Annotated in this window: 21 protein-coding genes; 14 read left to right on the top strand and 7 right to left on the bottom strand. The window is 66.7% G+C overall.

From position 1 onward, the window contains the following. Window positions 1–62 precede the first annotated feature (62 nt). Window positions 63–2,018 (bottom strand): neutral/alkaline non-lysosomal ceramidase N-terminal domain-containing protein, encoded by a 1,956-nt coding sequence (locus ACJH5R_RS06680; protein WP_406781520.1) that lies wholly within the window; start codon window positions 2,016–2,018, stop codon window positions 63–65. Window positions 2,019–2,212: 194 nt separating this feature from the next. Between ACJH5R_RS06680 and ACJH5R_RS06675 the strand changes: the two genes are divergently transcribed. Genes ACJH5R_RS06675 through ACJH5R_RS06665 form a run of 3 tightly spaced genes read left to right on the top strand, consistent with a single transcriptional unit; the run spans window position 2,213 to window position 5,268 of the window. Then, on the top strand, window positions 2,213–3,502 hold the full coding sequence (locus ACJH5R_RS06675; protein ID WP_406781519.1) for an acyltransferase family protein: 1,290 nt from the start codon (window positions 2,213–2,215) through the stop codon (window positions 3,500–3,502). A gap of 21 nt (window positions 3,503–3,523) precedes the next feature. Then, a complete protein-coding gene (locus tag ACJH5R_RS06670; protein ID WP_406781518.1) occupies window positions 3,524–4,237 on the top strand; it encodes an Rv0518 family GDSL lipase in 714 nt (237 codons plus the stop codon). A 53-nt stretch (window positions 4,238–4,290) separates the two neighbouring features. Continuing rightward, window positions 4,291–5,268, top strand: a complete 978-nt coding sequence (locus ACJH5R_RS06665; RefSeq protein WP_406781625.1) for an NAD-dependent epimerase/dehydratase family protein — start codon at window positions 4,291–4,293, stop codon at window positions 5,266–5,268. A 15-nt stretch (window positions 5,269–5,283) separates the two neighbouring features. Here ACJH5R_RS06665 and ACJH5R_RS06660 read toward each other — a convergent pair whose 3' ends face one another. Next, the gene (locus ACJH5R_RS06660) at window positions 5,284–5,931 is read right to left on the bottom strand and encodes an HD domain-containing protein (protein ID WP_406781517.1); all 648 of its coding nucleotides are present in this window, start codon (window positions 5,929–5,931) and stop codon (window positions 5,284–5,286) included. A 140-nt stretch (window positions 5,932–6,071) separates the two neighbouring features. On the opposite strand from ACJH5R_RS06660, the gene ACJH5R_RS06655 reads away from it, so the two are divergent. Continuing rightward, entirely contained in the window at window positions 6,072–7,043 is a 972-nt protein-coding gene (locus ACJH5R_RS06655) for a GlxA family transcriptional regulator (protein WP_406781516.1), read from the top strand. A gap of 10 nt (window positions 7,044–7,053) precedes the next feature. Here ACJH5R_RS06655 and aceA read toward each other — a convergent pair whose 3' ends face one another. Further along, window positions 7,054–9,354, bottom strand: a complete 2,301-nt coding sequence (gene aceA, locus ACJH5R_RS06650; protein WP_406781515.1) for an isocitrate lyase ICL2 — start codon at window positions 9,352–9,354, stop codon at window positions 7,054–7,056. A 185-nt stretch (window positions 9,355–9,539) separates the two neighbouring features. Between aceA and ACJH5R_RS06645 the strand changes: the two genes are divergently transcribed. From ACJH5R_RS06645 to ACJH5R_RS06635, 3 genes are all read left to right on the top strand, one after another. Beyond that, window positions 9,540–9,905: a hypothetical protein gene (locus ACJH5R_RS06645; protein WP_406757087.1), complete on the top strand. Its 366-nt coding sequence runs from the start codon at window positions 9,540–9,542 to the stop codon at window positions 9,903–9,905. A gap of 88 nt (window positions 9,906–9,993) precedes the next feature. Beyond that, window positions 9,994–11,826, top strand: a complete 1,833-nt coding sequence (locus ACJH5R_RS06640) for a fatty acyl-AMP ligase (protein WP_406781514.1) — start codon at window positions 9,994–9,996, stop codon at window positions 11,824–11,826. 132 nt (window positions 11,827–11,958) lie between these two features. Next, complete coding sequence (locus ACJH5R_RS06635; RefSeq protein WP_406781513.1) at window positions 11,959–13,143, top strand: PPE family protein; 1,185 nt, start codon at window positions 11,959–11,961, stop codon at window positions 13,141–13,143. Here ACJH5R_RS06635 and ACJH5R_RS06630 read toward each other — a convergent pair. The 3 genes from ACJH5R_RS06630 to ACJH5R_RS06620 form a co-directional block, all read right to left on the bottom strand. Then, window positions 13,109–15,988, bottom strand: coding sequence for an RND family transporter (locus tag ACJH5R_RS06630; RefSeq protein WP_406781512.1), 2,880 nt, complete (start codon window positions 15,986–15,988; stop codon window positions 13,109–13,111). The genes ACJH5R_RS06635 and ACJH5R_RS06630 overlap by 35 nt on opposite strands. Beyond that, window positions 15,985–16,416: an MmpS family transport accessory protein gene (locus tag ACJH5R_RS06625; protein WP_406757083.1), complete on the bottom strand. Its 432-nt coding sequence runs from the start codon at window positions 16,414–16,416 to the stop codon at window positions 15,985–15,987. The genes ACJH5R_RS06630 and ACJH5R_RS06625 overlap by 4 nt, the downstream gene beginning before the upstream one ends. Before the next feature lie 104 nt (window positions 16,417–16,520). Further along, on the bottom strand, window positions 16,521–17,132 hold the full coding sequence (locus ACJH5R_RS06620) for a TetR/AcrR family transcriptional regulator (protein ID WP_406757082.1): 612 nt from the start codon (window positions 17,130–17,132) through the stop codon (window positions 16,521–16,523). Window positions 17,133–17,213: 81 nt separating this feature from the next. On the opposite strand from ACJH5R_RS06620, the gene ACJH5R_RS06615 reads away from it, so the two are divergent. From ACJH5R_RS06615 to tpx, 3 genes are read left to right on the top strand one after another with little or no spacing between them, the layout of a single operon-like run. Beyond that, the gene (locus tag ACJH5R_RS06615; protein ID WP_406757081.1) at window positions 17,214–18,140 is read left to right on the top strand and encodes a metal-dependent hydrolase; all 927 of its coding nucleotides are present in this window, start codon (window positions 17,214–17,216) and stop codon (window positions 18,138–18,140) included. Beyond that, complete coding sequence (locus ACJH5R_RS06610) at window positions 18,140–19,285, top strand: hypothetical protein (RefSeq protein WP_406757080.1); 1,146 nt, start codon at window positions 18,140–18,142, stop codon at window positions 19,283–19,285. Before ACJH5R_RS06615 ends, ACJH5R_RS06610 begins: the two co-directional genes overlap by 1 nt. 57 nt (window positions 19,286–19,342) lie before the next feature. Further along, complete coding sequence (gene tpx, locus ACJH5R_RS06605; RefSeq protein WP_406757079.1) at window positions 19,343–19,840, top strand: thiol peroxidase; 498 nt, start codon at window positions 19,343–19,345, stop codon at window positions 19,838–19,840. 21 nt (window positions 19,841–19,861) lie between these two features. Here the strand turns inward: tpx and ACJH5R_RS06600 are convergent, their stop codons facing one another. Continuing rightward, entirely contained in the window at window positions 19,862–20,635 is a 774-nt protein-coding gene (locus tag ACJH5R_RS06600; RefSeq protein ID WP_406757078.1) for an enoyl-CoA hydratase/isomerase family protein, read from the bottom strand. Between the two features lie 75 nt (window positions 20,636–20,710). Between ACJH5R_RS06600 and ACJH5R_RS06595 the strand changes: the two genes are divergently transcribed. The 4 genes from ACJH5R_RS06595 (at window position 20,711) to ACJH5R_RS06580 (ending at window position 24,958) form a co-directional block, all read left to right on the top strand. Further along, a complete protein-coding gene (locus tag ACJH5R_RS06595; RefSeq protein WP_406757077.1) occupies window positions 20,711–21,085 on the top strand; it encodes an NYN domain-containing protein in 375 nt (124 codons plus the stop codon). Beyond that, window positions 21,082–21,927 carry a helix-turn-helix domain-containing protein gene (locus ACJH5R_RS06590; RefSeq protein WP_406757076.1) on the top strand — a complete coding sequence of 282 codons (846 nt, stop codon included), beginning with the start codon at window positions 21,082–21,084 and terminating at the stop codon, window positions 21,925–21,927. Before ACJH5R_RS06595 ends, ACJH5R_RS06590 begins: the two co-directional genes overlap by 4 nt. A 54-nt stretch (window positions 21,928–21,981) precedes the next feature. Next, window positions 21,982–22,797 carry a class I SAM-dependent methyltransferase gene (locus ACJH5R_RS06585; RefSeq protein WP_406781511.1) on the top strand — a complete coding sequence of 272 codons (816 nt, stop codon included), beginning with the start codon at window positions 21,982–21,984 and terminating at the stop codon, window positions 22,795–22,797. Between the two features lie 190 nt (window positions 22,798–22,987). After that, complete coding sequence (locus ACJH5R_RS06580) at window positions 22,988–24,958, top strand: S8 family peptidase (protein WP_406757074.1); 1,971 nt, start codon at window positions 22,988–22,990, stop codon at window positions 24,956–24,958. Window positions 24,959–24,970: the final 12 nt, after the last annotated feature.

Genomic DNA, 24,970 nt, shown 5'->3' with positions numbered 1-24,970 from the left:
CTGTGCCGACCTCGATGTTTCCCGACGTTATGCGGCGAAGTTAAGGCCTCTTGGGCGGCCGATTAACGCTTTGGTGAGATCTCGAACGGCTCGGTGGCCCCGGTGAACGCACTGATACGCCCGTCTCGGTCCAACGCGTCGCCGTCATAGCGAAGCCGGTACCGCCCAGCAGCGGTGTCGTCGGGAACCGTCCAGGTCACGGCGATGGTCGACCCGCGCCGGCCGGCGCGTCGCCAGCGGAAGGTCGTCGACCAGTCGCTGTCGTCGGCGACGGTGGTCCACCCGTCGCCGCTCTGCTGCTCCACCCGCACATAGGTGCCGCCGCGGTGCAGATCATTGTTCGGGTACGCGCCGGCGAACACCGCCGAGACCGTGGCACCCGGAAGGTACGCCGGCTGTGGAGCTTCCAAGACATCGCCGAACCGCTGACCGGCGGCCAGTGCATCCGGTTTTGCCCGGCGACGTGACCGCCGCCGGCGGGACGGCTCGGCGGGGCGCCGGCCTTCGGGCGCCGGCCGCTGCTCCCGCATCGCCGTGGCCAGCTCGGCCACCACCTGCTGCAGTGCGGGCAGCTCCCAGCGCCCGAACAGCGTGCTGCCACCCTCGTAGCGCTGCTCGTCGTATTCCTCCGGCGTCGTGACGTAGTGCAGATAGCCGTTGCTGTAGCCCGCCACCAGCACGTCTCGCAGTTCGGCGCCGACGATCTCGGCCACCGTGCGGCGCAACCGCAGACCTGCCACGATGGTCACTTCGGCCGGAATGCCGATCAGGTACAGCTGCCCGATGCGCAGCAGCTGCACCGGTCCGCCCTCGGGCATCAGCATCGACAGCGCCTTGTTGAGCCGGGTTCCCGGCCCTACCGCGCCCTTCGGCGCCTGCGCGTCGCGCAGTCGGGGGGAGAGCCGGAAGACCGTGTTGGCGACCAGGCCGTCGAAGAAGCGGTTACGGCCCTGCTTGAACACGGGGTACAACGGGCCGGCACCCTCGTCGGTGCCGGCCAGGCACGACGCGCCCGCGATCGCGGGCCCGGTGCGGTGGGTCCGGCCGTCGCCGGTGAACTCGGGCCTAACCTCGAAATTCGTGAGGTCGACGTAGGTGGTGCGGGCGTCCAGGCCCCCGGTGACCTCGGTGCCGTGCCCCAGCGTCAGTTCGGTGGCCGCGGCGGCTTGGCGGGACCCGATGATTCGGGTGTTCTCGAACTCGTCCTCGGTGGGGCCGCTGCCGGGGCGATGGTTCAGATTCGGCGACATGTCGCCGGAGTTGGTCTGGGCGAAGGCCGCGATGAAGTCCGGTGGCGTGGCTGCCAGATAGTCGACGCCGTGGTCCAGGCGTTCGCACTGGTAGGCGGCGTAGCCCTTGTTGTCCCCGCTGATCAACGTGTTGCGGTTGGTCATGGACGTGCCGTGGGTGGCGAACCAGTTCACCGCACCGACCAGCCGGCCGTCGCGCTCGATGCGCAGCAAGGTGGTCTGCGGGTCGATCTTGTCCGGGAAGTGGGCGCGTTCGGGCTCGGGGTTGCGGGCGAACGACGACGGCGAACGGTTGCTGCTGGCGTCGTGCAGGCGGCCCACGGCAAGACTCAAGCTGGCGGGAGCCAGGTCGGCGTGCGCCCCGTCGACGGCTTCGCAGATCCCATCGACGATCGCGTTGAAGGTCTGGTGCCGGAACCCGTTGGTGTTCGAGTTGTAGAGCCGGTGGTCGGAGTAACCGCCAGGGCCGCAATGGGTGTGCGTCGCCGTCAGCATCACGTTGTGGAACGTGTACAGGTCGCCATAGGTCGCGGCCAGGCGTTCGAGCACGTCGTGGTGCACGCTTTCCAGCAGCAGCGGCACCTCGCAGACCACCAATAGCAGCCGGGTGCCGGCGGCCGCGTCGGCGATGACGAACGCCCGCGCGCGCAGCCGGTTGTGCAGTCCGTCGGTCTGCTGTGAGGCCACGCCGTAGCCGAGCATTCCGCACTCGGCCGGCTCGCCGGTGATGTCGGCGATTCCGCGCCCAACCTGGTAGTCGTCTGGCATCGCTACAGTATTCACAACCGCCCCGTCGGTATCGTCGCCGACGTGCCCGGCTGATTACTTCACCCGGGACGGTCCCGCTGCTAGTCTTCGATGGCTGCCGGCTACCGGGTTGCGGCTGCCGATCGCCGGGCCGTCTCGGCGGGCCCGCACCCGAGGCAGCCAGGACATGCGGAATCACCCGGCGAAAGAGTGTTGTGCGCAGCGGAGAGATCAAGGCCCTGACCGGGCTTCGCATCATCGCCGCGGTGTGGGTGGTGCTGTTTCACTTCCGGCCCTTGCTGCGATTGGCGTCCCCGGAGCTGAGCGATGCGCTCGCCCCGGTGCTCGACCGTGGTGCTCAGGGCGTCGACCTGTTCTTCATCCTCAGTGGTTTCGTACTGACCTGGAACTACCTGGAGCGAATGGGGGAGACGTTCTCCGCACGCGCCACGGTGCACTTCTTGTGGTTGCGCCTGGCCCGGGTCTGGCCGATTTACCTGGTCACGATGCACCTGGCGCTGCTGTGGGTCATCTTCACGTTGCACGTCGGGCATGTCCCCACCGAGGATCTCAGCCGGATCACCGCGATCAGCTATGTGCGCCAGGTCCTGCTGGTGCAGCTGTGGTTCGAGCCGTTCTTCGACGGGTCGAGTTGGGACGGTCCGGCCTGGTCGATCAGTGCCGAGTGGCTGGCCTATCTGTTGTTCGGGGTGCTGGTACTGGCGGTGTACCGGATGATGCGGGTGACCTCGGCGCGCGGGCTGGCGGCGTTGGCGATCATCGCTTCGCTCCCGCCGCTGCTGCTGTTGCTGGCGACCGGCCAGTTCTACAGCCCGTGGAGCTGGTTGCCGCGCATCGTCATGCAGTTCACCGCGGGCGCGCTGGCCTGTGCCGCGGTGCGCAAGATCAACCCGACGGACCGGTTCCGCCGTGCCGCGGGCTATTGCTCCGCACTGCTCATCGTCGCGATGGTCGGTGTCCTGTACTACTTCGACGGCCACCCGATCTCGGGGCTCTACGACAGCGGCGGCCTGGTCGATGTGCTGTTCGTGCCGCTGGTGATGGCCCTGGCGATCGGCATCGGCAGCCTTCCGGCGCTGTTGTCCACCCGCGTGATGGTCTACGGCGGGCAGATCTCGTTCTGCCTGTACATGGTCCACGAGCTGGTGCACACGTCCTGGAATTGGGCGGCACAGCAATTCGAGATTGTGCTCGACGAGGGGGCGACCGCGGCCAAGTGGATGGTGTGCGGCTTGCTGGTGGCGGCGACGCTGCTCTCGATGCTGCTGTTCCACGCTGTTGAAGAGCCCGGTCGGCACTGGATGCGCAAGATGATCGGCGCCCGGCCCGAGTCGGCCCAGGTGACACCGACCGAAGATCCCCTGGCGGTCGAACCGGTGGAGCCGGACGGCTTGGATGACCTGGACGATTCGAACGACTCGGACGACTCGGATGACCAAGTCCTTGAGGAGCCCTCGGTCGCGGTTCCGGCTAGTCTTCGCTGAAGTTGATTGGGGGAGGTAGCCGTGAGTCGGGTGATGACGTTCGCCGTCGTGATGGTGGCCGGGGTCGTCGCAGTGGTCGCAGGGACCGGCTACTTGTCGCGCGATCACGACTCGCCGCGCCACTACGAGATGGTGCCACTGAGTGCCTCCCCGAATCGGATTGCGGTGATCGGTGACTCCTACACCGCCGGGTACGAGGACACCGGCCGCGGTGCGGCGAACTGGACCGAGCGCGCATGGCAGAACCTGGCCGGCCGAGGGGTGTACGTCAGCGCCGACGTGGCCGCCGAGGGCGGTGCGGGTTACGGCGTGCGCGGCAACCGCGGTGCCCTGTACGGCGATCTGACCCGCCGTGCGGTGCGACCCGACGACGCGCTGGTGGTGTTCTTCGGCTCGCGTAATGACCAAGACGTCGAGCCGGGCGAGTTGAGCCGACTGATCGCCGACACTCTGGGCTTGGCCCGCCGGACCGCGCCGGGGGCGCGGATGTTGGTGATCGGCCCGCCGTGGCCCACCGCCGACGTCCCGGGCAACGTGTGGCGGATCCGCGATGTCCTTAGTACCGAGGCGCGCGTGGTCGGTGCGGAGTTCGTCGATCCGCTCGCCGAGCGGTGGTTCGTCGGCCTGCCCGACCTGATCGGCCCGGACGGTGTACACCCCACCGACGCCGGTCATGCGTACATGGCCGACAGGATCGCACCGCTGATCGCGGGACAGTTGCCGAAACGGACTTAGCGCAAAACCGGACGAAATCGGGCTGTCCTCAGCAGTATTGGCGAATGGACACCATGCGCGTACTGATCACCGGTGGAACCGGATTCGTCGGAGGCTGGACCGCCAAGGCGGTCGCCGATGCCGGGCACCGGGTGCGCTTCCTGGTTCGAAACCCCGCGGGTCTGCACAGCAGCGTGGAGCGGCTGGGTGTCGATGTGTCCGACTACGTCGTCGGTGACATCACCGACGCGGACTCGGTGCGCGAGGCTCTGCGCGGCTGCGATGCGGTCATACACGCTGCCGCCGTGGTGGCCACCGATCCACGCCAGACGGCGCAGATGCTGGCCACGAACTCGGCCGGCGCCCACAACGTGCTCGGCGGAGCGGTCGAGCTGGGGCTGGACCCGATCACTCACGTCTCCAGTTTCACTGCGCTGTTTCACCCGGGACTGACGATGCTGCGGGCTGACCTGCCGGTGGCCGGGGGCGCTGACGGATATGGACAGTCGAAAGCCCGTGAAGACCTCTACGCGCGCGGACTGCAGGACGCAGGTGCCCCCGTCAACATCACCTATCCGGGCATGGTGCTCGGGCCGCCGGTCGGAGACCGGCTGGGGGAGGCCGGCGAAGGTGTACGCGCCGCACTGCAGATGCATGTCATCCCCGGGCGCGGCAGTGCCTGGATGGTGATCGACGTTCGTGACCTCGCGGCAATGCATCTCGCGCTGCTGGAGCCGGGGCGGGGCCCGCGCCGCTACATGGCCGGTGGCCAGCGGGTACCGCCGGGAGAGTTGGCGAGCCTGCTGCAAGAGCTGTCGGGTTCGCCCATGGTCGCGCTGCCGATACCGGACGTCGCGCTGCGCTGGGCGGGCCGCGTCTTGGATCAAGTCGAGCAGGTGCTGCCGATCTCGACTCCGTTCACCGAGGCCGGGATGCAGTACTACACCCAGATGCCCGAATCCGATGACACCCCTGCCGAGCGTGAGCTCGGCATCGTGTTCCGAACCCCTCGGGAAACACTGGCCGACACCATTGCGGGGATCCGCGGGTAGCCGCGTTCTCGGGGCCTACTCGGGCCAGGGGTTGTTGAGGATTAGTTCGGCGAAGTTGACGGGCACGAACTCGGGGTCGAAATGAGCGAGGACATCGGCGTTCATGGTGCCGTAGGTGCTCTGCGGCCGATGCTCCATGCCGTCGTTGAAGGCCGCGAGAATCCGCCTTTTGAAGTCCGGACGTCGATGAGCAGTGGTGACTGCCGCGATGTCCTCGGCGGACAGGTCATCGAGGCCGAGGCCGATCACATCGGTTTCGACACCAGCGGTGACCAAGGCGATTTCCGGGGCGAGGAACTCGGGTACGCCCGGGGTGGTGTGCAGGGCGATGGCGAGCCACACCTTGCCGGCCTCGGCTTCGCCGACTCCACGCTGCAGCAGGAAATCTCGCGCCGCGTTGGCACCGTCGACCTCGAAGCGAAGTGCGGAGCTGCGGTAGCGCTGGGTGAGGCCCAGATCGTGAAACATCGCGCCGGCGTAGAGCAGCTCCAGGTCCGGTTGCAGCCCGCGGCGGCGGCCCTGCAGCGCGCCGAACAGAAACACCCGGCGCGAATGGTCGAAGAGCAGGTCGTCTTCGGTGTCTCGAATGAACTCGGTTATCTCCCGCGCCAACGCCGAGTCGGGAATGGTGATGTCGGCAATGGTCTCGATCGACTGGGTCATGGACGCATCTCCTTGTTTGGGCCTGTAGCCATTCTGCGTTTGGCTGGATGCCTCGGCCGTGGGCGTTCGCGCCGCCTTTCCCACAGAATGCGACATGCTCCCGGAGCCGTATCGCGCACTGAAAGCGACATAATGGCTGCGTGACTGACGCCGGTGCCAGGCCGCGGCTGGTGGTGATCGTCGTCTTCGATGACGTGACGATCCTGGATGTCGCGGGGGCCGGGGAGGTCTTCGTCGAAGCGAACAGGTTCGGCGCGAACTACGTGGTCAAGATCGCCTCGGTGGATGGCCGCGACGTGACGACGTCGATCGGAGCCCGGCTGGGTGTCACCGACAGCCTTGCCGCCATCGGTTCTGCCGACACCGTGTTGGTGGCCGGTGGCGACCATCTGCCCCGGCGCCCCATCGATCCCGCGCTTGTCGAAGCCGTCAGATCGGTGGCAAGCCGAACCCGCCGTCTGGCGTCCATCTGCACCGGGTCCTTCATCCTGGCTCAGGCCGGCGTGCTCAGCGGCCGTCGTGCCACCACGCACTGGCACGACGCCCGGTTGTTCGCGCGGGCCTTCCCCGACGTCACAGTCGAGCCGGACGCCATCTTCATTCGTGATGGCAACGTCTACACCTCAGCTGGGGTGTCATCCGGCATCGACCTCGCATTGGCGTTGGTCGAAATGGATCACGGCAGCAAGCTGGTTCGCGAGGTCGCTCGTTGGTTGGTGGTCTACCTCAAACGCGCAGGCGGACAGTCACAATTCTCCGCGCTGGTCGAGGCCGATCCGCCCCCGCAGTCTGCGCTGCGCCAGGTTGCCGATGCGATCATGGCGAACCCGGCCGACGACCACAGCGTGGACGCTCTTGCCCGGCGGGCCGCCTTGAGCAGCCGGCAACTGACCAGGCTGTTTCAGGCCGAACTCGGGACCACCCCGGCCCGCTACGTCGAAACGGTACGCATCGATGCCGCCCGTGCTGCGCTTGACGCCGGCCACAGCGTCACCGAGTCCGCACACCGTGCGGGCTTCGGCAGCCCCGAAACCCTCCGTCGGGTGTTCGTCGATCACTTAGGCGTGTCGCCGAAGGCCTACCGCGATCGGTTCCGCACGACAGTTCGCTGAGTCCCCGGGACTAGCCCTCTTTGCTGATCAGCTTGCCCAGCGCCGCCCGGTCCGATGCCAGCAGCTCGTCGATGCGCGGCTGGTTGACATCGGCGACGATGATCTCGCCGACCTCCTGGTTGACGCTGCTGAAGATGCCGTGCTCCATCATCTTCTCCGTCTGATACAGGTTGTCCTGGGTGGGCGTGACGTAGTGCACCGCCGCAGCCTTGAACCGGTGGATCAGCCACAGGTGGGCCAGGTCCATCAGCCGCTTCTGGCGGAGCTTCTCGGCGAAGGTGTTCTGGTCGCGCACCGTCAAGATGCTGCGACCGTGCCGATCCTTGATCGGGTCGACGATCACGTTGGCGAGCTTCTCGTCGCCCTCGCCGTAGATCCCCAGTTCCAGCACGTCGGATCCGGGACGGGTGGGCCGCAGTTGCGCACGCAGCTTCTCGCCGAGCTGATAGTGCTCGGCCCACAACGCCAGCCAATCCTCCAGCAGCTTCTTGGGCACCTCGGTCTGCACCAAATGCTGATGTTGGGTGGACCCGGCGCCCATCGCCTTGGTGGTGGCGGTGCGGCCCGACGACGCGGCCAGCGCAGCGTCGCTGCGCGGGCCGCCGACCAGCGTCTGCGGGGTGCGGTACGGCGACTCCACCAGCCGCATCTTGCGCTGCAGACGGGCCAGCGCCAGCATGCCGTCCTGCAACAGGGTGGCCGCGAATTCCTCGGAGGCCACGCCGTCGACCTGGTGGCCGCCGTAGGTGATGAAGTTGAAGACGAAGCCCAACTTGCCGATCTCGGCGGGGAATGCCCGCATCTGGTCGTCGGTCATGCCGGTGGTGTCCCAGTTGAACGACGGGGACAGGTTGTAGGCCAGCATCTGGTCGGGATACACCGCGTGGATCGCCTCGGCGAACTCGCGGGCCTCGGCGAGATCGGCGGTCTTGGTCTCCATCCACAGAATGTCGGCGAACGGCGCCGCGGCCAGCGACTTGGCGATCGCATACGGGATGCCGCCGCGCACCTGGAAGTAGCCTTCGGGAGTCTTGGCCCGGTCGCAGTCCCAGCCTGGGTCGGCGTTGAGCTCGGCAGCTTTCGCCCGCGCGGTGTACAGCGGTGCGCGGAAAGAGAATTCGCGCCACTGCGCGGCGGTCATCTCCTTGGGCTCACCCTCGCGCTCGGCGAAGTCCAGCATCTCGGCGACCGCATCGGCGAATGTCATCAGCCCGGCGTCGTTCTGCCAGGCCTCCACGAACTTCGACTCGATCTCGTCGAAGAGGGTGTCGACCGACTGGCTTCCGTCGCTGCTCCAGCCCTTCGCGGCCGTGGTGATCAGCTCGGTGATGCCCTGGCGTTCCAGCCAGGTGTCCGCCTCGGCGTACTCGCCCTCGGGCAGGGCGTAGAGCAGGTGGCCGTTGATCTCTTTGATGCCCGAGTCGTAGAACCGCCGCGTCATCGCTAGGAAACACGCCTTGTAGGACGGGATCTTCAGGTTGGTGGTGCCCAGGATGAACGGCTGGTCGCGCTCGTCGGAGCGGCTCTCGACCAGGTTGGCCGCCTCGGCGTCGGTGCGCGCCACGATGATGCCCGGCACGCCCATCATGTCCAGCTGGAAGCGGGCGGTGTTGAGCCGCTTGATCTGCTCGTCGGAGGGCACCAGCACCTTGCCGCCCTGGTGCCCACACTTCTTGGTGCCGGGCCGCTGGTCCTCGATGTGATAGCCGGGGACACCGGATTCGACGAAGCGCCGGATCAGGTTGCGCACGTGCGGATCACCGCCGTGGCCTGTGTCGGCGTCGGCGATGATGAACGGCCGATAATCCACGGCGGGAGTGGCGGCGCGCTGCTCCGCGGTCATCTGCAGGCGTAGGTACTGCTGGTTGCGGTCGGCGGTGAGCAGGGCACGCACCAGCCCGGCCGCCTCGTCGGGTACCTGACTGAGCGGGTAGCTGGCCAGGTCTGGGCCCGGGTCCTCGGTGATGGAGCCCTTCGCCGAGGTCGCCCAGCCGCCGAGGTAGATGCCCTCGATGCCGACCCGCTTCATCACCACCGCCTGGCCGGGCGAATACGGCCCGAAGGTGGTGATGCTCTTCTTGGCGGCGAACAGCTCACGCAGCCGGGCGTAGAACGCGGTGGCTGCCTCCCGAGCGACCGGATAGTCGGCGGGGATGGTGCCGCGCTGCTCGACGACTTGACGAGCGCTGTAGAGACGGGTGATGCCTTCGAATCGAGGGCTGTCGAAGTACTTCTGCACAGCTGCGACGTCGGCGTCGACATCGCGTTCGACCGGTGTGCTCGCCGTTGAGTTCGTCTCGATCGTCGTCATGGAAATTTCGCTCCCTTTTCACCGGATCAATGCGGCGGTCCCAGCTTGCTTCCTCCCCGTATTGTGCCGCCGTACGCTGAGCGATAGTTCGGTTTTGCCTACATCTTCAGCACGGCGCCGCTGATGCCGCAGAACTGCCGCGAAGGCATCGGATTCGTGGCCCGAAGTGGCTAAACTCAAGGTTTATGACGTACCGGTCGGACCGGTGGGCAGAACACTGGGAGCAGGCGCCGCAGCCCGTGGTGGTCGGCCGCTGGGCGGCCCGTCGGATGAGCCGGCGCTTCGCCGGCGTGGGCGTCCGCATTCCGCCCGCTCGGCTTCGTGAAATGGCGGTCGGTGCACCGCTGGCGTCGGCGGAATCGGTCGATTATGCGTTCGCGCTTGCCGCCACGGAGATGAAGCATGAGCAGCGACTGGCCCGGGCACGGCGTAATCGGCGTCGCCTGACGAACGCGCTCATCGTGGCCGGCCTGATGATCGCTTCGCTCAATCTGCTGATCTGCATGGGCTATCTCTTCATCAGTCTGGCGCTGCGCGAACCGGCTATGTGATCGGTCACTGCACCAACTCCATTGTGGTGGAGGTCCTTTGACGTTCGAAGCAGGCTTCGCCCAACGAGCTGGGACTTAGACTGCGGGCATGACGCAGATGCCGCGCCCGACGGCCCGCAAGGGATTGGTCCAGATCGAGGAGTGCCTGGACTCCGAGGGCGGCATCGTTCTGCCGCCGGGCGAAACCCTGATCTCGCTGATCGACCGCAATATCGCCAATGTGGGGGACGCGGTGGCATTCCGCTACCTCGACTATGCCGGCCAGGTCGAGGGCCAGGCGGTGGAGCTGACCTGGACACAACTCGGCGAGCGATTGCGCGCTGTCGGCGCCCGCCTGCAAGGTCTCACGGCCCCCGGTGACCGCGTCGCGATCCTGGCGCCGCAGGGACTGGACTACGTCACCGGGTTCTATGCCGCCGTCAAATGCGCAACCGTCGCGGTGCCCCTGTTCGCTCCCGAACTCCCGGGGCACGCCGAGCGACTCGACACCGCCTTGCGAGATTCCACTCCGGCCGTGGTCCTGACGACAGCTGCGGTGCGGCACATCGTCGACGAATTTCTGGGCAGGCTGCCCCAGCAGTTGCAGCCCCACGTGGTGGTCATCGACGAGATACCGGACTCGGCGGGGGAGGACTTCGTGCCCGTCGAGATCGATGTCGACGACGTCTCGCACCTGCAGTACACCTCGGGCACCACACGGCCACCGATCGGCGTGCAGGTCACCCACCGCTCGGTTGCCACCAACCTGCTGCAGATGATCCTGTCGATCGACATGCTGGATCGAAATACCCATGGGCTCAGCTGGTTACCGCTCTATCACGACATGGGTCTGTCCATGATCGGATTTCCAGCGGTCTACGGGGGCCACTCCACGCTGATCTCGCCGACGGCATTCATCCGCCGACCGCAGCGCTGGATCAACGCGCTGTCGGACGCCTCGCGGCGTGGCCGGGTGGTCACCGCCGCACCCAACTTCGCCTATGAGCTGACCGCGGCGCGGGGCCTACCAGCGCCGGGTGCCGATGTCGACCTGGCCAACGTGGTGATGATCATCGGATCCGAACCGGTGAACATGGCGGCGATCACCGCCTTCAACGAGGCGTTCGCGCCGTATGGGTTGCCGTCCACCGCCATCAAGCCGTCCTACGGGATCGCCGAGGCCACGCTGTTCGTGGCCACCATCGCTCCCGACGCTCAGGCGAGCGTGTTGTACGTGGACCGTGATCAACTCGGTGCCGGCCGCGCGGCGCCGGTGGCCGCCGATGCCCCGGCCGCGGTGGCCCAGGTCTCGTGCGGTCAGGTCGCCCGCAGCCTGTCGGCGGTGATCGTCGACGCCGAGGCCGGCGCGGAATTGCCCCACGGCCACATCGGTGAGATCTGGCTGCAGGGTGACAACGTCACCGCCGGCTACTGGGGCAGGCCCGATGAGACCCGGCACGCATTCGGTGCCCGCCTGCGGTCTCGGCTTGACCACGGCAGCCATGCCAGCTCGACACCGGCCGACGGCGGATGGCTGCGCACCGGCGACCTGGGCTTCTACTTTGGCGGTGAGCTCTACGTGACCGGCCGCACGGTGGACCTGATGACCCTTGGGGGACGCGGCCACTATCCCCAGGACATCGAGGCCACCGTCGCGGCGGCCTCACCGATGGTGCGGGGCGGCTACGTGGTCGCATTCGCTGCGCCGGCGGAGATCGCCGATCAGCTGGTGATCGTCGCCGAGCGGGCGACCGGCACCGGCCGCAAGGACCCCGGGCCGGCGATCGAGGCAATCCGCGCGGAGGTGCAGCGGGTGCACGGGGTGAAGGCCGCCGATGTCCGATTCGTCCCTGCCGGGGCAATCCCACGCACCACCAGCGGAAAACTCGGCCGCACCGCGTGCCGCGAACAGTATGTGGCGGGCACGCTCGGTGCGCGCTGAGGTGGCTGCTGCAGCACCGTGGGCGCGCACAGCGGGCGCACAGCGCAGACCTGTCGGGCGCCAAAAATAGCTAGCTAGCCTTCCTAAAGCATCTTGCCGGATCGATTGCCGGCCAAGAGATAAGGGGAGGCAATGGACTACGGAGCCCTGCCGCCGGAGATCAATTCGGCGCGCATGTACGCCGGCCCCGGCCCGGCTTCGTTGCTGGCCTCTGCGGCCGCCTGGCAGGACTTGGCCGCCGAACTGAACTCCGCCGCCGCGTCCTACGGTTCGGTGATCGCGGGTCTGACGAGTGGTTCCTGGCTGGGCGCCTCGGCGGTGACGATGGCAGCCGCGGCAAGCCCCTACGTGACCTGGCTCAGTGCCACGGGGGCACAGGCCGAACAGGCCGGCGCCCAACTGGCCGCCGCCGTCACGGCCTACGAATCCGCCCACGCGGCAACGGTTCCGCCGCCGCTGATCGCCGCCAACCGCACCCTGCAGGAGACGCTGATCGCCACCAATCTCCTGGGGCAGAACACCGCGGCGATCGCCACGACCGAGGCGCAGTACCTTCAGATGTGGGCACAGGACGCCGCGGCCATGTACGGCTACGCCGGAGCGTCGGCGGTCGCCACCCAGGTCACGCCGTTCGCCTCGCCGCCGCAGACCACCGACCCGTCCCGGCAGGCGGGCCAGGTGGCCTCCGTCGCGCAGTCGGCTGCCGCGACCACCGGTACCGACACCGAGGCATTGATGTCGCAAGGGCCGCAACTGCTCTCGACGACCCCGACGGCCCTACAAGCACTGGCCGCACCGACCGAGGAGGCTTCGACGGGTGGGTCGATGTCGTCCTCGATGTCGAGCCTGAACTCGCTGATGATGCCGATGCGCATGGCCATGATGCCGATGAGCATGCTGATGCGGATGCTGATGGGCGGCTCCAACGGGGCCAAGGGCGCCGCGGCGGGTGTGGCGGCCGCCGGTGGGGCGGCCTCGGGCCTGCTCAGCTCCGCCGGCGGCGCGGCGAACACCGTGACGCTGACCGGCTTCTCCGGCGGAACGGCGGCCACCGCGGGGTTGGGCCGAGCCGCTTCGATCGGCGCGTTGTCGGTGCCGCCGGCCTGGACCGGACTGGGTGTGGCCAGCTCTCCGGTGGCCACGACGCTGCCGTCTGTCGGCGGGGTAGCGGCCCCGGCGGCGGGGATGGGCAACGCGGCCGCGGTGCCGCCGATGGTGCCGTTCGGCAGCCTGGCGGCACGGGGTGGGATCGGCGGCGCGGCCACCCAGTACGACTTTCGGCCTACGGTGATCCCGCGGTCACCGGCAGCGGGGTAGTGGGCGCGCCGCTTTCAACGGGGGGCCGGTTCGGCGCCATCCGGATTCGCCGGGTGTTCTGGATGTTTTGCGGCCACCAGAACCACCGGCCCAGCAGCGCCGCGATCGAGGGCGTCAGGAACGAGCGCACGATCAGGGTGTCGAACAACAGACCGAGCCCTATGGTGCTGCCGGCCTGACCGATCGAATACAGGTCGCTGACCGCCATCGACATCATTGTGAAGGCGAACACCAGGCCCGCGGCGGTGACCACCGATCCGGTTCCGCCGATCGAACGGATGATCCCGGTCTTGATCCCGGCGCCGATCTCCTCAGAGAACCGGGAGACCAGCAGCAAGTTGTAGTCCGAGCCCACCGCCAGCAGGATGATCACCCCGAACACCGGCGCGATCCAGTTCAAGGGGAGCCCGAGGATGTGCTGCCACACCACCACGGTCAGGCCGAATGCCGCACCCAGCGACAGCAGCACCGTCCCGACGATCACCGCGGAGGCGACCAGCGCCCGGGTGATCAGCAGCATCACGATGAAGATCAGCGTCACCGCCGCCGCCCCGACGATAAGGATGTCGTAGGTCGAGCCGGTCTGAATGTCGTTGTACACCGCCGCGGTTCCGGTGAGGTAGAACTTGGCGCCGGTCAGCGGTGTTCCCTTCACCGCGTCGTGAGCGGCGGCCAGCATCGGCTCGACGAATGAGATGCCCTTGGGGGTGGCCGGGTCGGCGTCGTAGGTGACGATGAACCGCGCCGCCTTACCGTCCGGGGACAAGAACAGCTTGAGGCCCTTCTGGAAATCGGGGTTGTCGAAGGCCTCCGGGGGCAGATAAAAGTAGTCGTCCGCCTTGGAGGCGTCGAAGGCCCGGCCCATCTCGGTGGCCGTGTCGGTCATCCTGGACATCTGGGTCACCAACCCGGAGAAGCTCGAATGCATCGCGAGCAGGCTGCCCTGCATGGATTTCGCCACCGCGATCATCGGGTCGAACTGTCCGACCAGCTGCGGCATCACCGTGTTCACCTCGGCCATGTCGGCCAGCAGCGGCCGCATGTCCTCGCTGAACTTGTCCATGCCGTCGTAGGCGTCGAAGACCGACCGGATCGCATCACACGCCGGGATGTTGAAACAGTGCTGCTCCCAGTAGAAGTAGTTGCGGATCGGGCGCACTACATCATCGAAATCTGCGATGTGGTCGCGGATCTCGTCGACGGTCGCGGTGACCGTGGCCATGTCGACGCTCATCTTGTCGGTGGTGCTGTTCATCTGGTTGACCAGGTCGCGCAGTCGCACCATGGAGTCGACGGTGGCGCCCAGGTCGTCGCTCATCTTGACCATGTCTGACAGCCGGTCGGTCATGAACTGCAGGTTCTCCTGGATCGGGACGGCCTGCATGCTGACCTGAAACGGTATCGAGGTGTGGTCGATCGGGCTGCCCAACGGCCGGGTGATGCTCTGCACCCGTTCTACTCCGCGGGTGGCAAACATGTTCTTGGCAATGCGGTCCAAGATGATCATGTCGGCAGGATTGCGAAGATCGTGGTCGCTTTCGACCATCAGGACGTCGGGGTTCATCCGGGCGGCGCTGAAATGACGTTCGGCTGCGTCGTATCCGACGTTCGCGGGCAGGCTAGCCGGGATGTAGTGACGGTCGTTGAAGCTGATCTTCATGCTGGGCACCGCCAGTATCCCGGCCAGGGTGACCAACAGCGCCGCCACGAAAACCGCACCGGGCCAGCGGACATTGGCGGTTCCGATGCGCCGCCAGCCGCGGCCCTCGACCCGCTTGGGCTCCAGCAGACCGTGCCGGGTGGCGATCGCGACGATGGCCGGGGCCACGGTGAGCGCACCGGCGATGACCACCAGCAGACCCAGGGCCGACGGGATGCCCAGGGCTTTGAAGTAGGACAGCCGGGCGAAATGCAGACACAGTGACGCGCCCGCGATCGTCAGTCCCGAGCCCAAGATGACATGCCAGGTGCCGCGAAACATCGAGTACCAGGCGGTCTCGGGGTCTTCGCCGGCATTGCGGGCTTCGTGGTAACGCCCGATCAGGAAGATCGCGTAGTCGGTCCCGGCCGCGATCGCCAGCGACGACAGCATCGCGACCACGAACGTCGAGAAGCCCAGTAGGCCATGGTGCCCGAGGAGTGCGACGAGCCCACGCGCACTGCCCATCTCGAAGCCCACCATCGCCAGCGCGAGCGCCACGGTGGCGGCGGAACGGTAGACGATGGCCAGCATGACGATGATGACCACTCCGGTCACGCCCATCATCTTGAGCATGCTCTTGTCGGCGGCTTCGTTCATATCGGTGGTCAGAGCGGCCTGGCCGGTGACATAGGTCTTCACACCGTCCGGTGTTGGGACCGAGCCGACGATCTTGGAAACCGCGTCGACCGACTCGTTGCCCAGGGTGCTGCCCTGATCACCCGCGGTGTTGATCTGCGCGTAGGCGGCTTTGCCGTCGGTGCTTTGCACTCCGGCGGCGGTGATCGGGTCGCCCCACAGGTCCGCGATGTGCTGGACGTGTTCGTGATCGGCCGCCAGTTTGGCGATCACGGTGTCGTAATAGCGATGCGCCTCGGGACCCAGCTCGGTCTCGCCTTCGAGCACTAGCATCACCATGGCATCGGAGTCGAATTCGTCGAACGTGGCGCCGATGTGCTTGGCCGCGATCATCGACGGCGCGTCCTGGGGCGACATCGTGACCGCGTTCTCGCGCGCCACCGACTCGATCGGCGGAACCAGCACGTTGAGACCGACGGTCAGTAGCAGCCAGAAGATCACCAGCGGCCAGGCCAGCCGGCGAACCGCCCGCATATACCCCGGGCGAGGGGTGCCGTGCCCGCTCATGCGCCTTTGACCAGACAGAACACCTGGGCGTGGTGCCCGGTGGCCAGCTGCTCGTCTTTGACGGCGCCGTTGACCGTGATGCGGCAGCCGATCTGGTCGCCATCACCTTGGGCGACCAGATTGCCGATGACAGATGGACTTGTGGTGGTCATGGTGTGGCTCCAGGGCAAGCCGGTGAACGTCGCCTGCGCGGGCTGGGCCTCGGGGTTCAGATAGCTCACCGAGCCGGCCACGGTGTCAGACCCGAAAACCTCGTAGCGGACCTGCTTTTCGTTGATCGAGTTGATCACCTGCGAACCGCTGCCGTCCCAGCGGAAGATCTCGTCGGCGCCGAACGCGCCACGCAGGTTGATGACGGCCAGTGTTCCGACGACTGCCGCCGACGCGACCACGACGGGGACCCAGGCTCGGCTCACGATCGCGCGCATACCCATCACGTCTTGATTCCCTCCACTCGGCCGCTTCGTGAATACTATACCCCATAGGGTATACGAATATTCCCGAAGAACCCTAGGGGGTATGGGGAGGCGGGTCAGTCGATGGCGTGCCGCGGCTGGGCGGCGACGGCTTCGCCGAGCCAGCGGCGCAGGAATCGGCGCAGCTCATCGGGGGAGCGATCCGGATCGTTGGGGGCCACGACGAACGAGAGCATGATCCGCAGGGTGAACTCCACGAGTTCGCGCAGCGCCGCTTCGTCGTAGCCGTGTCGCTTCCAGTCGACGTCGAAGCGCTCGATCATCCGCATGCCGAAGTCGCGGGCCTCTTGCGAGGCCATCTCTCGGTTGTGCGCCGACGATGACGACAACATGGCGCCCAGGTGTGGGGAGCGGGCTACGGCATCGAGGGTGTAGACGGCGCCTTCGGCGAGCGCGTCGGCGGGGCCGTGAATGCCGTGCACGTGCTCGGTGAGCCGGTCGAGGAAGTCGTCGACGGAGGCGATGGCCACGGCGCGCATCAGCGCATCGGCGGTGGGGAAGTAGCGATACACCGTCTGGCGGATCACCCCGAGTGACGTGGCGACGTCGGCCAGCGACACCGCCGACCCGGTCTCGGCGACCAGCTCGACGGCCGCGGCGATGATTCGCCGGCCGGCTTCTTCGTCGGTGTGTGGCGGGTTGCCTCCCCAGCCCCGTCGGCGTGCCATCAGTGGCCTGCTTGACAAGCTTGGTGCATCGAACAATCATACGCGAAGATGTCCAGTTGTATGTTTTGAGCTGAGGTAGTGATGACCGACCTGATCGTGCGCAAACTGCGGTTCGCGTTCGCCGAGTACCCCGTGCCGTTTTTGTGGAACGAAGCCAACCCGGCGTTCTCGTCGATGGCCAACGCTGTCTCGCTGCTGGCGATCGGCTTCGAGAAGATGATCGGCGGCATGATCGCCGAGGCGATGCCGCTGATCACCGACCCGGTGGTCGCCGAAGAGGCCGACGCCTTCGTGCGTCAGGAGGGTCAGCACTCCATGGCCCACCGCGGCCATGCCAAGGCATTGGTCAGGGCCTACCCGGGTCTCAAGGAGACCGTCGATGAGTGCAACGCCATGTTCGACAAGATGGCCGCCGAAAAATCACTGGACTACCGGCTGGCCTACACCGCCGACCTCGAGGCCACCTTCACCCCGGTCTTCAAGCTGATGCTCGACCACGACAACACCCTGTTCGCTCCGGGCGACGACCGGGTGGCGTCACTGTTCTTGTGGCACTTCGTCGAGGAAGTCGAGCACCGCAGCTCCGCGCTGATCATCTACGACCATGTCATCAACGACCCGTGGTACCGGATGCGGATGGCGCCGTCGATCTTCAAGCACGTGATGAGCGTGATCAAGGTGGCGTGCGAGGGCTTCAATCGGCACGTTCCCTTGGCGGACCGCAAGGTTGACGCCCTGTCACTGTTCAGTACCTACCGCGCCAAGCAGGCGTGGAGGCGGCGGGTCCCGTTCGGCTGGCCCGCGGACGAGGGTCCTGTCGCCGACGCCTTCAAACATCTGCCAAAGCGCGAAATGGCCACCGCGGTAGCCGGTATCATCCGCAGCCAGCTGCCCAATCACAAACCGGCTCACGAAAAGATCCCGGTCCTGGCCAATGAGTGGTTCGCCCGCTATGACGACGGCTACGACGTGACCAAGTGGTACACCGCAGAGGAGAAGAGCGCCTGATGCCCGACTTGTGTGCCCCGACATTCGAGCGCCTCGCCGAGTCGCTGGGCTTCTCCTGCGGCGAGGCCGGGGGACTGCTGGAATTCCGCAACCCCCTGCAGCTGGAGAACTGGACGCTGCCGGTCCTGGAGATCACCGTGATCACCGGTGCCGTGCTGGCACTGATCTACGCGATCATCCGGTACCGCCGCGGCGATGCCACCAACTTGGCACTGTGGTTCGGGGCGATCGCCTATCTGCTGATCATCGAACCGCCGCTCTATTTTCCCGGGGCGTTCGGCATCGCCGATCAAGTCGACACGATGTTCGCGCACAACGTGTTCACCGTCGAATTCCTGTGGGGGCGCCTCCCGCTGTACATCGTCGCGATCTACCCGATGATGGCCACCATCTCCTTCGAGATCGTCCGGATCCTGGGCGTGTTCCGGCGCTACGGTGTCATCGTCGGCGCGATCTGCGTGGGCTTTGTCCACCACGCCTTCTATGAGATCTTCGACCACCTCGGCCCGCAGCTGCGCTGGTGGGAATGGTCGGTGGACAACCCGCTGAACCAACCCATGTTCACCTCGGTGCCGATGGGCAGCGTGGTGGTGTTCGCGGCGCTGTGGCCGGCGTCGCTGGCGTTCTGTGTCCAACTGTTGGTCGGTCGTCAGGTCGATCACGGCCGGAGATTCGGTGGGCTGCAGGTGTTGTGGCGGACGATCGTCATCGGCGTGCTGGCCTCGCTCGGCACCGGCATCCTGCCGCTGCCGGCGACCCTGCTCGGTGCCGCCACTGACGGGAGGCTGACCGGGATCGCCTATGCCGCTGAACTTCTCATCATGACCGCGGTGGCCATCCCGATCCTGATCATCCAGTGGCGCCGCTTGCGGCTGAATCTGTTTGCCGCCGGTCGCTACGACAACCCGCTGATGGTCCGCTACGCCGCGGTGTATCTGTCGGTCATGACGGTGCTGTGGCTGACGGCCCTGCCGGCCTACCTGGATGCGTCGGGCGGGCTGACCGCTAACGGCGACCCGGTGGGATGTCTCTGGTACGTGGTGCTGTGCTTTGCGGTGGCTTATTTGAGTGTGGTGGCCGCCGCGACGGTCCCGCCGATCTTGGAGCCCCACGAGAAGCCTGAGCCGGTGGCCGCCGGGCGCTGAGCGCGGCGACAGCGGCCCGCCGTGGACGCAGGTTGACGCGCTTGGCAGACTGTTGCCATGGCGCAGATCACGTTAAAGGGAAACCAGATCAACACCGTAGGCGAGTTGCCGGCCGTCGGTTCGGCAGCACCGGCGTTCAGCTTGACCGGAACCGACCTGAGCGTGGTGGACAGTGGGCAGTTCGCCGGTAAGCCGGTTCTGCTGAACATCTTCCCGTCGGTCGACACCCCGGTCTGTGCGACCAGCGTGCGGACCTTCAACGAGCGGGCGGCCGCGGGTGGGGCCGTGCTGTGTGTCTCCAACGACCTGCCGTTCGCGCAGAAGCGGTTCTGCGGTGCCGAGGACATCGAGAATGTCACCAGCGCCTCGGGCTTCCGGGACAGCTTCGGTGCCGACTACGGGATCACCATCGCCGATGGTCCGCTGGCCGGACTGCTGGGCCGGGCGATCGTGGTGATCGGCGCAGACGGCAACGTCGCCTACACCGAGCTGGTGCCGGAGATCGGCCAGGAGCCGAACTACGACGCCGCGCTGGCAGCACTGGCCGGGGCCTAGGCCCCACTGGCCGTTCGGGAGTCAGCGGCCCCGCCACTGCGGTGGCCGCTGCTCTCGCCACGCTTGTAGTCCCTCGGCGACGTCCTCGGTCGCTGCGGCCACCTTGCGCATCGTTTCGCCGAACCGCACGGCGTCGATCCAGCTCATGTCGGTGCCGCGCCACGCCACTTCCTTGGTGGCGCGCTGCGCCAGGGGAGCGGCCTTGGTGAGGGTGTGTGCCCAGGCTCGGGCGGTGTCTTGCAGCGCGTCGGGCTCGACGAGTTTCCACACCAGGCCGATGTCCTTGGCGCGTTGCGCGCTGATCGGCTCCCCGGTCAACAACAGCTCCATCGCGTTGGCCCAGCCCACCCGCTGCGGCAGCCGGATCGCCCCGACGATGGTGGGCACTCCCAGGGACACTTCGGGGAAGCGGAACACCGCATCGGTGCTGGCGATGATGAAGTCGCAGAACAACAATCCGGTGAGGCCGTAGCCCACACACGGGCCGTGCACGGCGGCGATCGTCGGCTTGAAGAGTTCCATGCCCGATTCGAACGAGTTGATCGTGGGCTTCTCCCAGAACGTGCCGGGAAAGGTGCCGACCGCGCCCGCCGAGTCCTTGAGATCGGCGCCGGCGCAGAACACGTCGCCTTCGGCCGTGAGAATCCCGACCCAGGCGTCCTCCTCGGCGCGGAACCGGTCCCAGGCGGCGTTGAGGTCCTCGCGCATCGCCCCGTTGATGGCGTTGCGGGCCTCGGGCCGGTTCAAGGTGATGGTCGCGACGTGGTCGTGGCACTCATAGTTGACCAGGCTCATGGCGCCACTCCTCCTCATCGCTTCGCTCTGCATCGTCGTGGCGCAGGCTCATGGCTGCACCGTACCGTCGGAGTGGTGCGGTGGATCGTGGACGCGATGAACGTGATCGGTGCGCGTCCTGACGGCTGGTGGAAGGACCGCCACGCCGCGATGGTGCGGTTGACCCGACAGCTCGAGGTCTGGGCAGCAGCGCACGGCCAGGAAGTCACGGTGGTCTTCGAAAAGCCGCCGTCGCCGCCCATCGACTCGGACGCCGTCACGATCACGGCGGCGCCACGACCAGGCGCCAACTCCGCCGACGACGAGATTGCGCGGCTGGTCCGGGCCGACGACCGACCGCAGGACATCACCGTGGCGACCTCGGACCTTGCCCTGGTGGAGCGAGTCACCACGGCGGGCGCGGCCACTTTCCCGGCGGCACGTTTCCGCAGGCTCATCGAGGAGGGGTGATGGAGCCGCAGCTGTTTCGGCCCCGACCGCCGCTGTCGGAGAGCATCGCTTACTTCGGGTACTGGGATCGCCGTGCGGGTGGTCCGCACCGGAGCCGCGCCTTGCCGCGCGGAGCGGCGACCATCGTCATCGATATCGGCGAGCGGCCGGAGGTGGACTTCTTCGGCGCCGATGCGTGCACCCGGGTGAGCGTGCCACCCGCGTTCTTCATCGGCGCCGGCACCGCGTCCTACGTGACACAGATCGACACGGCACAGACCGTCATCACCGTGCACTTTCGCTCCGGCGGCGCGTGGCCGTTCGTCGGCATCGCGCAGGGGGAGTTGACGGATGCCTGCGTCGGGCTGGGCGAGCTGTGGGGGCGCGCGGCGGTGACGCTGCGCCAGCGGTTGGCAGAAGCCTCCTCGGCTGCCGCACGCGTCATGCTGCTCGAAGCGTTTCTCATGAATCGGTTGCAGGACAAGCAATTCGCTCTGCACGGTGACGTGACCGCGGTGTTGGACAGCGCGGAACGCAATCCGTCGATGCGTGTCGGTGATGCGGTCGCACTCACCGGCTCGTCGCCCAAACGGCTGATCAACATGTTTCGCGCCCAGGTCGGTCTTACGCCCAAGGCCTACCTGCGGGTGCGGCGACTGCAGGCCGCCCTCACGCGCCTCGACAGTGGGGCGGCGCGGGGTGCTGCCCTGGCAGCAGAGCTGGGGTACTTCGATCAGGCGCACTTCGTGCGGGAGTTTCGCGCGTTCACCGCGACCACCCCCACCCAGTACCTGCGGCGTCGTTCGTGGTTGGCCGGGCACGTTGACCTGATCGAGGATTCGCCGACGACGCCGCGCGGGTGAGCGGCGGCAAAAATATCCAAGCCAACCGCCACCGCCGTCCCAGATGATGGGGTCATGTACCGCACCCGAGAAGCCGTCGCCAGCACCGGGATCCTCGTCGCCGCGATCCGCGCCAAGGAATCCGCCCGCGATGACGCCCTGTTCACCGATCCGTTCGCCGACAAGCTGGCGGGGGAGGATGGCCGGCGGATGCTGGACGCGGCCATCGCCAACTCGGGTGAGCAGTCGACCTGGCAGATCGTCGTCCGTACCCGCTTCTGGGACGAGGCCCTACTGAGGGCCGGCGTCACCCAGGTGGTCATCCTGGCGGCCGGCATGGACGCCCGGGCATACCGGCTGCCCTGGCCGGAACACAGCACCGTCTACGAAGTCGATCAACCAGCGGTCATCGCGGCCAAAGCCGAGCTGCTCGCCGGCGATGAGCCGCGTTGCCGGCGGGTGCCGCTCGGTATCGACCTAGCCGAGGACTGGCCTGCCGCCTTGGAGGCCGCGGGTTTCGACGCGGCCGCGCCCAGCGTCTGGCTCATCGAGGGTCTGCTGCAGTACCTCGACGAGTCCGCAGTGCGTGCCCTGTTCGCCCGTGTCGACGCGCTGTCGGCGCCCGGCTCGGTGCTGCTGTATGACGTGGTCGGCAAGACGCTGCTGGAAGCGCCGTCGATGGCGCCGTTGCTGCAGTCCATGGCACAGCAGGGTTCACCGTGGCTGTTCGGTACGGACGAGCCCGGGGAGCTCGTCGAACGACTCGGTTGGTCGGCCGTGGTGACCGATGTGGCGGGGCCGGGTAACCGGTGGAACCGCTGGTTTCCGTCGGTGACGGCAGCGGCTGGACCCGACGTGCCGCGCGGCTACTTCGTCGAGGCGCAGCGATAGCTGTCCGCGCTTGCGGCGGGGTCGTGAATCCGCGAATGCTCGGTGTACGGGCATGGTGGCGGAGTAAGTTGCTTGCACGGTAGCTGTATCGCCTGCGTAGCACTCAGCATCACATGGGGTTGGGACATGGCAGTCTGCGGATCGTCACTGATGAACCGCCGCGGTGATGCCACTCGGCGTAGATCTCGTCATGACTGATCACGCAGAATTCAGTGAACTGGATCCACCGCCGCCCGAAATATCCTGGGCGGCAAGGGTGATGTGCGCAGTGCTGGAGTTAGAGACAACCGACACCCCGCCCACCGCAACCCGGGTCAAGGAGATGGTGGGTGCCAAATTCGCGGCGTCGTTCTTGCCCGGGGACCGGCTCTATGACGGTGCCCGGCCGTCGTGGGAGCGGTGGGTCGACGAGGCCATCAAAGCGCTGACAAAGCAGAAATACCTGCGGCGACTCAAGGGCGCGGTACGTACCACCGCTGCGGGTCGTCAGCACTACGCCACCGCATGTCAGATCGGCGCTCTGGTCGCGGCGGCTCCCGCACCGACCGGAGAAGAAGCGCCTCCTCCGTCTGATCTGTTGCAACCCGGGGTCGTCACCGCACCACTGCAACGGAAGCTTCGGCCAGCTGTAGAACACGCCGCAAATCTCGATCTCTTCCGAGCGACGCATTCATTCAGGTCGTCGTTCCGGGACGCCGGGCCAGGCTTCGTCGACGATGAACAGCCGGCGGATGAACCTGAACCGATCATGATCGAGCTGAATCTGCGCTACGGGCTTGGCGCAGACCCAGCCATCGCCGGTGGCTTGGCCGGGGCGATCGCCCGAGTCCAGAACCTGTGGAAATTTGTTGGTGCGCAGGGTGAACCGACCGTGATCGCCGATCAATACCTGTCTGGTGACCTGACGCCGGCGCAGATGCAGAACATCGCGACGGCAGATTCGGCTGCCGGCGACTGGCCATACCGGGCCATCTTCCGCATCTGGCCCGACTTCGAGGTGCACCGCCAGATCGACGTCTCCACCACGACGGTCAAGGCGGTGCCCGCGCAACGTTCGTTCGCAGCCTTCGGTGACGGCATCGTGTGGGCGGTGATCGATTCCGGTATCGACGGCACCCACCCGCACTTCCAGGGTGAACACACGCTCAGTGACCCGTCGGTGGCAGACCTACATCATGACTTCGTTTCCGGCAGCAGCGATCCTGCCGCAGCTCTCGTCGATGACGACGGGCACGGAACCCATGTGGCCGGCATCATCGCCGGCGGCCTGGCCCGGTGGAAGCCTGACAGTGGCGAGCCCCACGCGATCGCCGTCGAGAGGCGACGGAACAACGGGGCAGTTGCGGGTGCCGACCCGATCCTCTCGCCGCGTCCGGTGGACCTCGAACAACTCAACGGCGTTGCACCGCACGCAAAATTGGTCAGCCTGAAGGTACTCGGCGGCCTCGGTGACCTCACGGCGCGGACTGCCAGGGTGATCAATGCGCTGGCTTACGTCCGCGAGAAGAACGGCGACACCGGCAAGCTGAGCAGAATCCACGGCGTCAATCTCAGCCTGGGCTACGACTTCCTCGCTGAGTGGTTCGCCTGCGGACAGAGCCCGCTATGCCTGGAAGTGAACCGGTTGGTGCGTACCGGCGTCGTCGTGGTAGTCGCGGCCGGAAACTCTGGCTACGTCAAACTCAATGTTCAGAAGTCCGATGTCAACCAATTCAGCGCCGCCATCACGATCAACGATCCGGGCAATGCCGACTTAGCCATCACGGTTGGCTCGACACACCGGGATTCGCCACACACCAACGGGATTTCCTACTTCTCCTCGCGCGGGCCGACCGGGGACGGCCGGCCCAAACCCGACCTGGTGGCGCCCGGCGAACTGATCACTTCGGCTGCTGCCGGCAAGAACCTCACCAGAATCCAGCAAGCCAAACTCGACGGGTTCGACGGCGCAGCGGTGTACATCCAGGACAGCGGTACGAGCATGGCCGCTCCGCACGTGTCGGGTGCCGTCGCGGCATTTCTCTCGGTACAGCGCGAATTCGTGGGGAAGCCCGACGAGGTCAAGCGAATCTTCACCTCGTCGGCGACGTCGCTCAATCGTGACCCGAGTTTCCAAGGCGCAGGTCTGGTCGATCTCATGCGCGCACTGCAAACACCGTGACATCGGCGAAGG

The organism is Mycobacterium sp. SMC-19, assembly GCF_045310815.1.
Classification (GTDB): Bacteria; Actinomycetota; Actinomycetes; order Mycobacteriales; family Mycobacteriaceae; genus Mycobacterium.
The sequence above is the reverse complement of the archived record's forward strand: the minus strand, read 5'-3'. Positions and strand labels throughout refer to the sequence as shown.

Bases quoted from the DNA above. Each gene is read 5' to 3' on its own strand.
- ACJH5R_RS06610 (WP_406757080.1), top strand. From the start codon at position 18,140: ATGCCCGACTTGTGTGCCCCGACATTCGAGCGCCTCGCCGAGTCGCTG.
- ACJH5R_RS06645 (WP_406757087.1), top strand. From the start codon at position 9,540: ATGACGTACCGGTCGGACCGGTGGGCAGAACACTGGGAGCAGGCGCCG.
- ACJH5R_RS06640 (WP_406781514.1), top strand. From the start codon at position 9,994: ATGACGCAGATGCCGCGCCCGACGGCCCGCAAGGGATTGGTCCAGATC.
- ACJH5R_RS06615 (WP_406757081.1), top strand. From the start codon at position 17,214: ATGACCGACCTGATCGTGCGCAAACTGCGGTTCGCGTTCGCCGAGTAC.
- ACJH5R_RS06635 (WP_406781513.1), top strand. From the start codon at position 11,959: ATGGACTACGGAGCCCTGCCGCCGGAGATCAATTCGGCGCGCATGTAC.
- ACJH5R_RS06665 (WP_406781625.1), top strand. From the start codon at position 4,291: ATGCGCGTACTGATCACCGGTGGAACCGGATTCGTCGGAGGCTGGACC.
- ACJH5R_RS06625 (WP_406757083.1), bottom strand. From the start codon at position 16,416: ATGCGCGCGATCGTGAGCCGAGCCTGGGTCCCCGTCGTGGTCGCGTCG.
- ACJH5R_RS06630 (WP_406781512.1), bottom strand. From the start codon at position 15,988: ATGAGCGGGCACGGCACCCCTCGCCCGGGGTATATGCGGGCGGTTCGC.
- ACJH5R_RS06600 (WP_406757078.1), bottom strand. From the start codon at position 20,635: ATGAGCCTGGTCAACTATGAGTGCCACGACCACGTCGCGACCATCACC.
- ACJH5R_RS06585 (WP_406781511.1), top strand. From the start codon at position 21,982: ATGTACCGCACCCGAGAAGCCGTCGCCAGCACCGGGATCCTCGTCGCC.
- aceA (WP_406781515.1), bottom strand. From the start codon at position 9,354: ATGACGACGATCGAGACGAACTCAACGGCGAGCACACCGGTCGAACGC.
- ACJH5R_RS06620 (WP_406757082.1), bottom strand. From the start codon at position 17,132: ATGGCACGCCGACGGGGCTGGGGAGGCAACCCGCCACACACCGACGAA.
- ACJH5R_RS06660 (WP_406781517.1), bottom strand. From the start codon at position 5,931: ATGACCCAGTCGATCGAGACCATTGCCGACATCACCATTCCCGACTCG.
- ACJH5R_RS06580 (WP_406757074.1), top strand. From the start codon at position 22,988: ATGACTGATCACGCAGAATTCAGTGAACTGGATCCACCGCCGCCCGAA.
- tpx (WP_406757079.1), top strand. From the start codon at position 19,343: ATGGCGCAGATCACGTTAAAGGGAAACCAGATCAACACCGTAGGCGAG.
- ACJH5R_RS06680 (WP_406781520.1), bottom strand. From the start codon at position 2,018: ATGCCAGACGACTACCAGGTTGGGCGCGGAATCGCCGACATCACCGGC.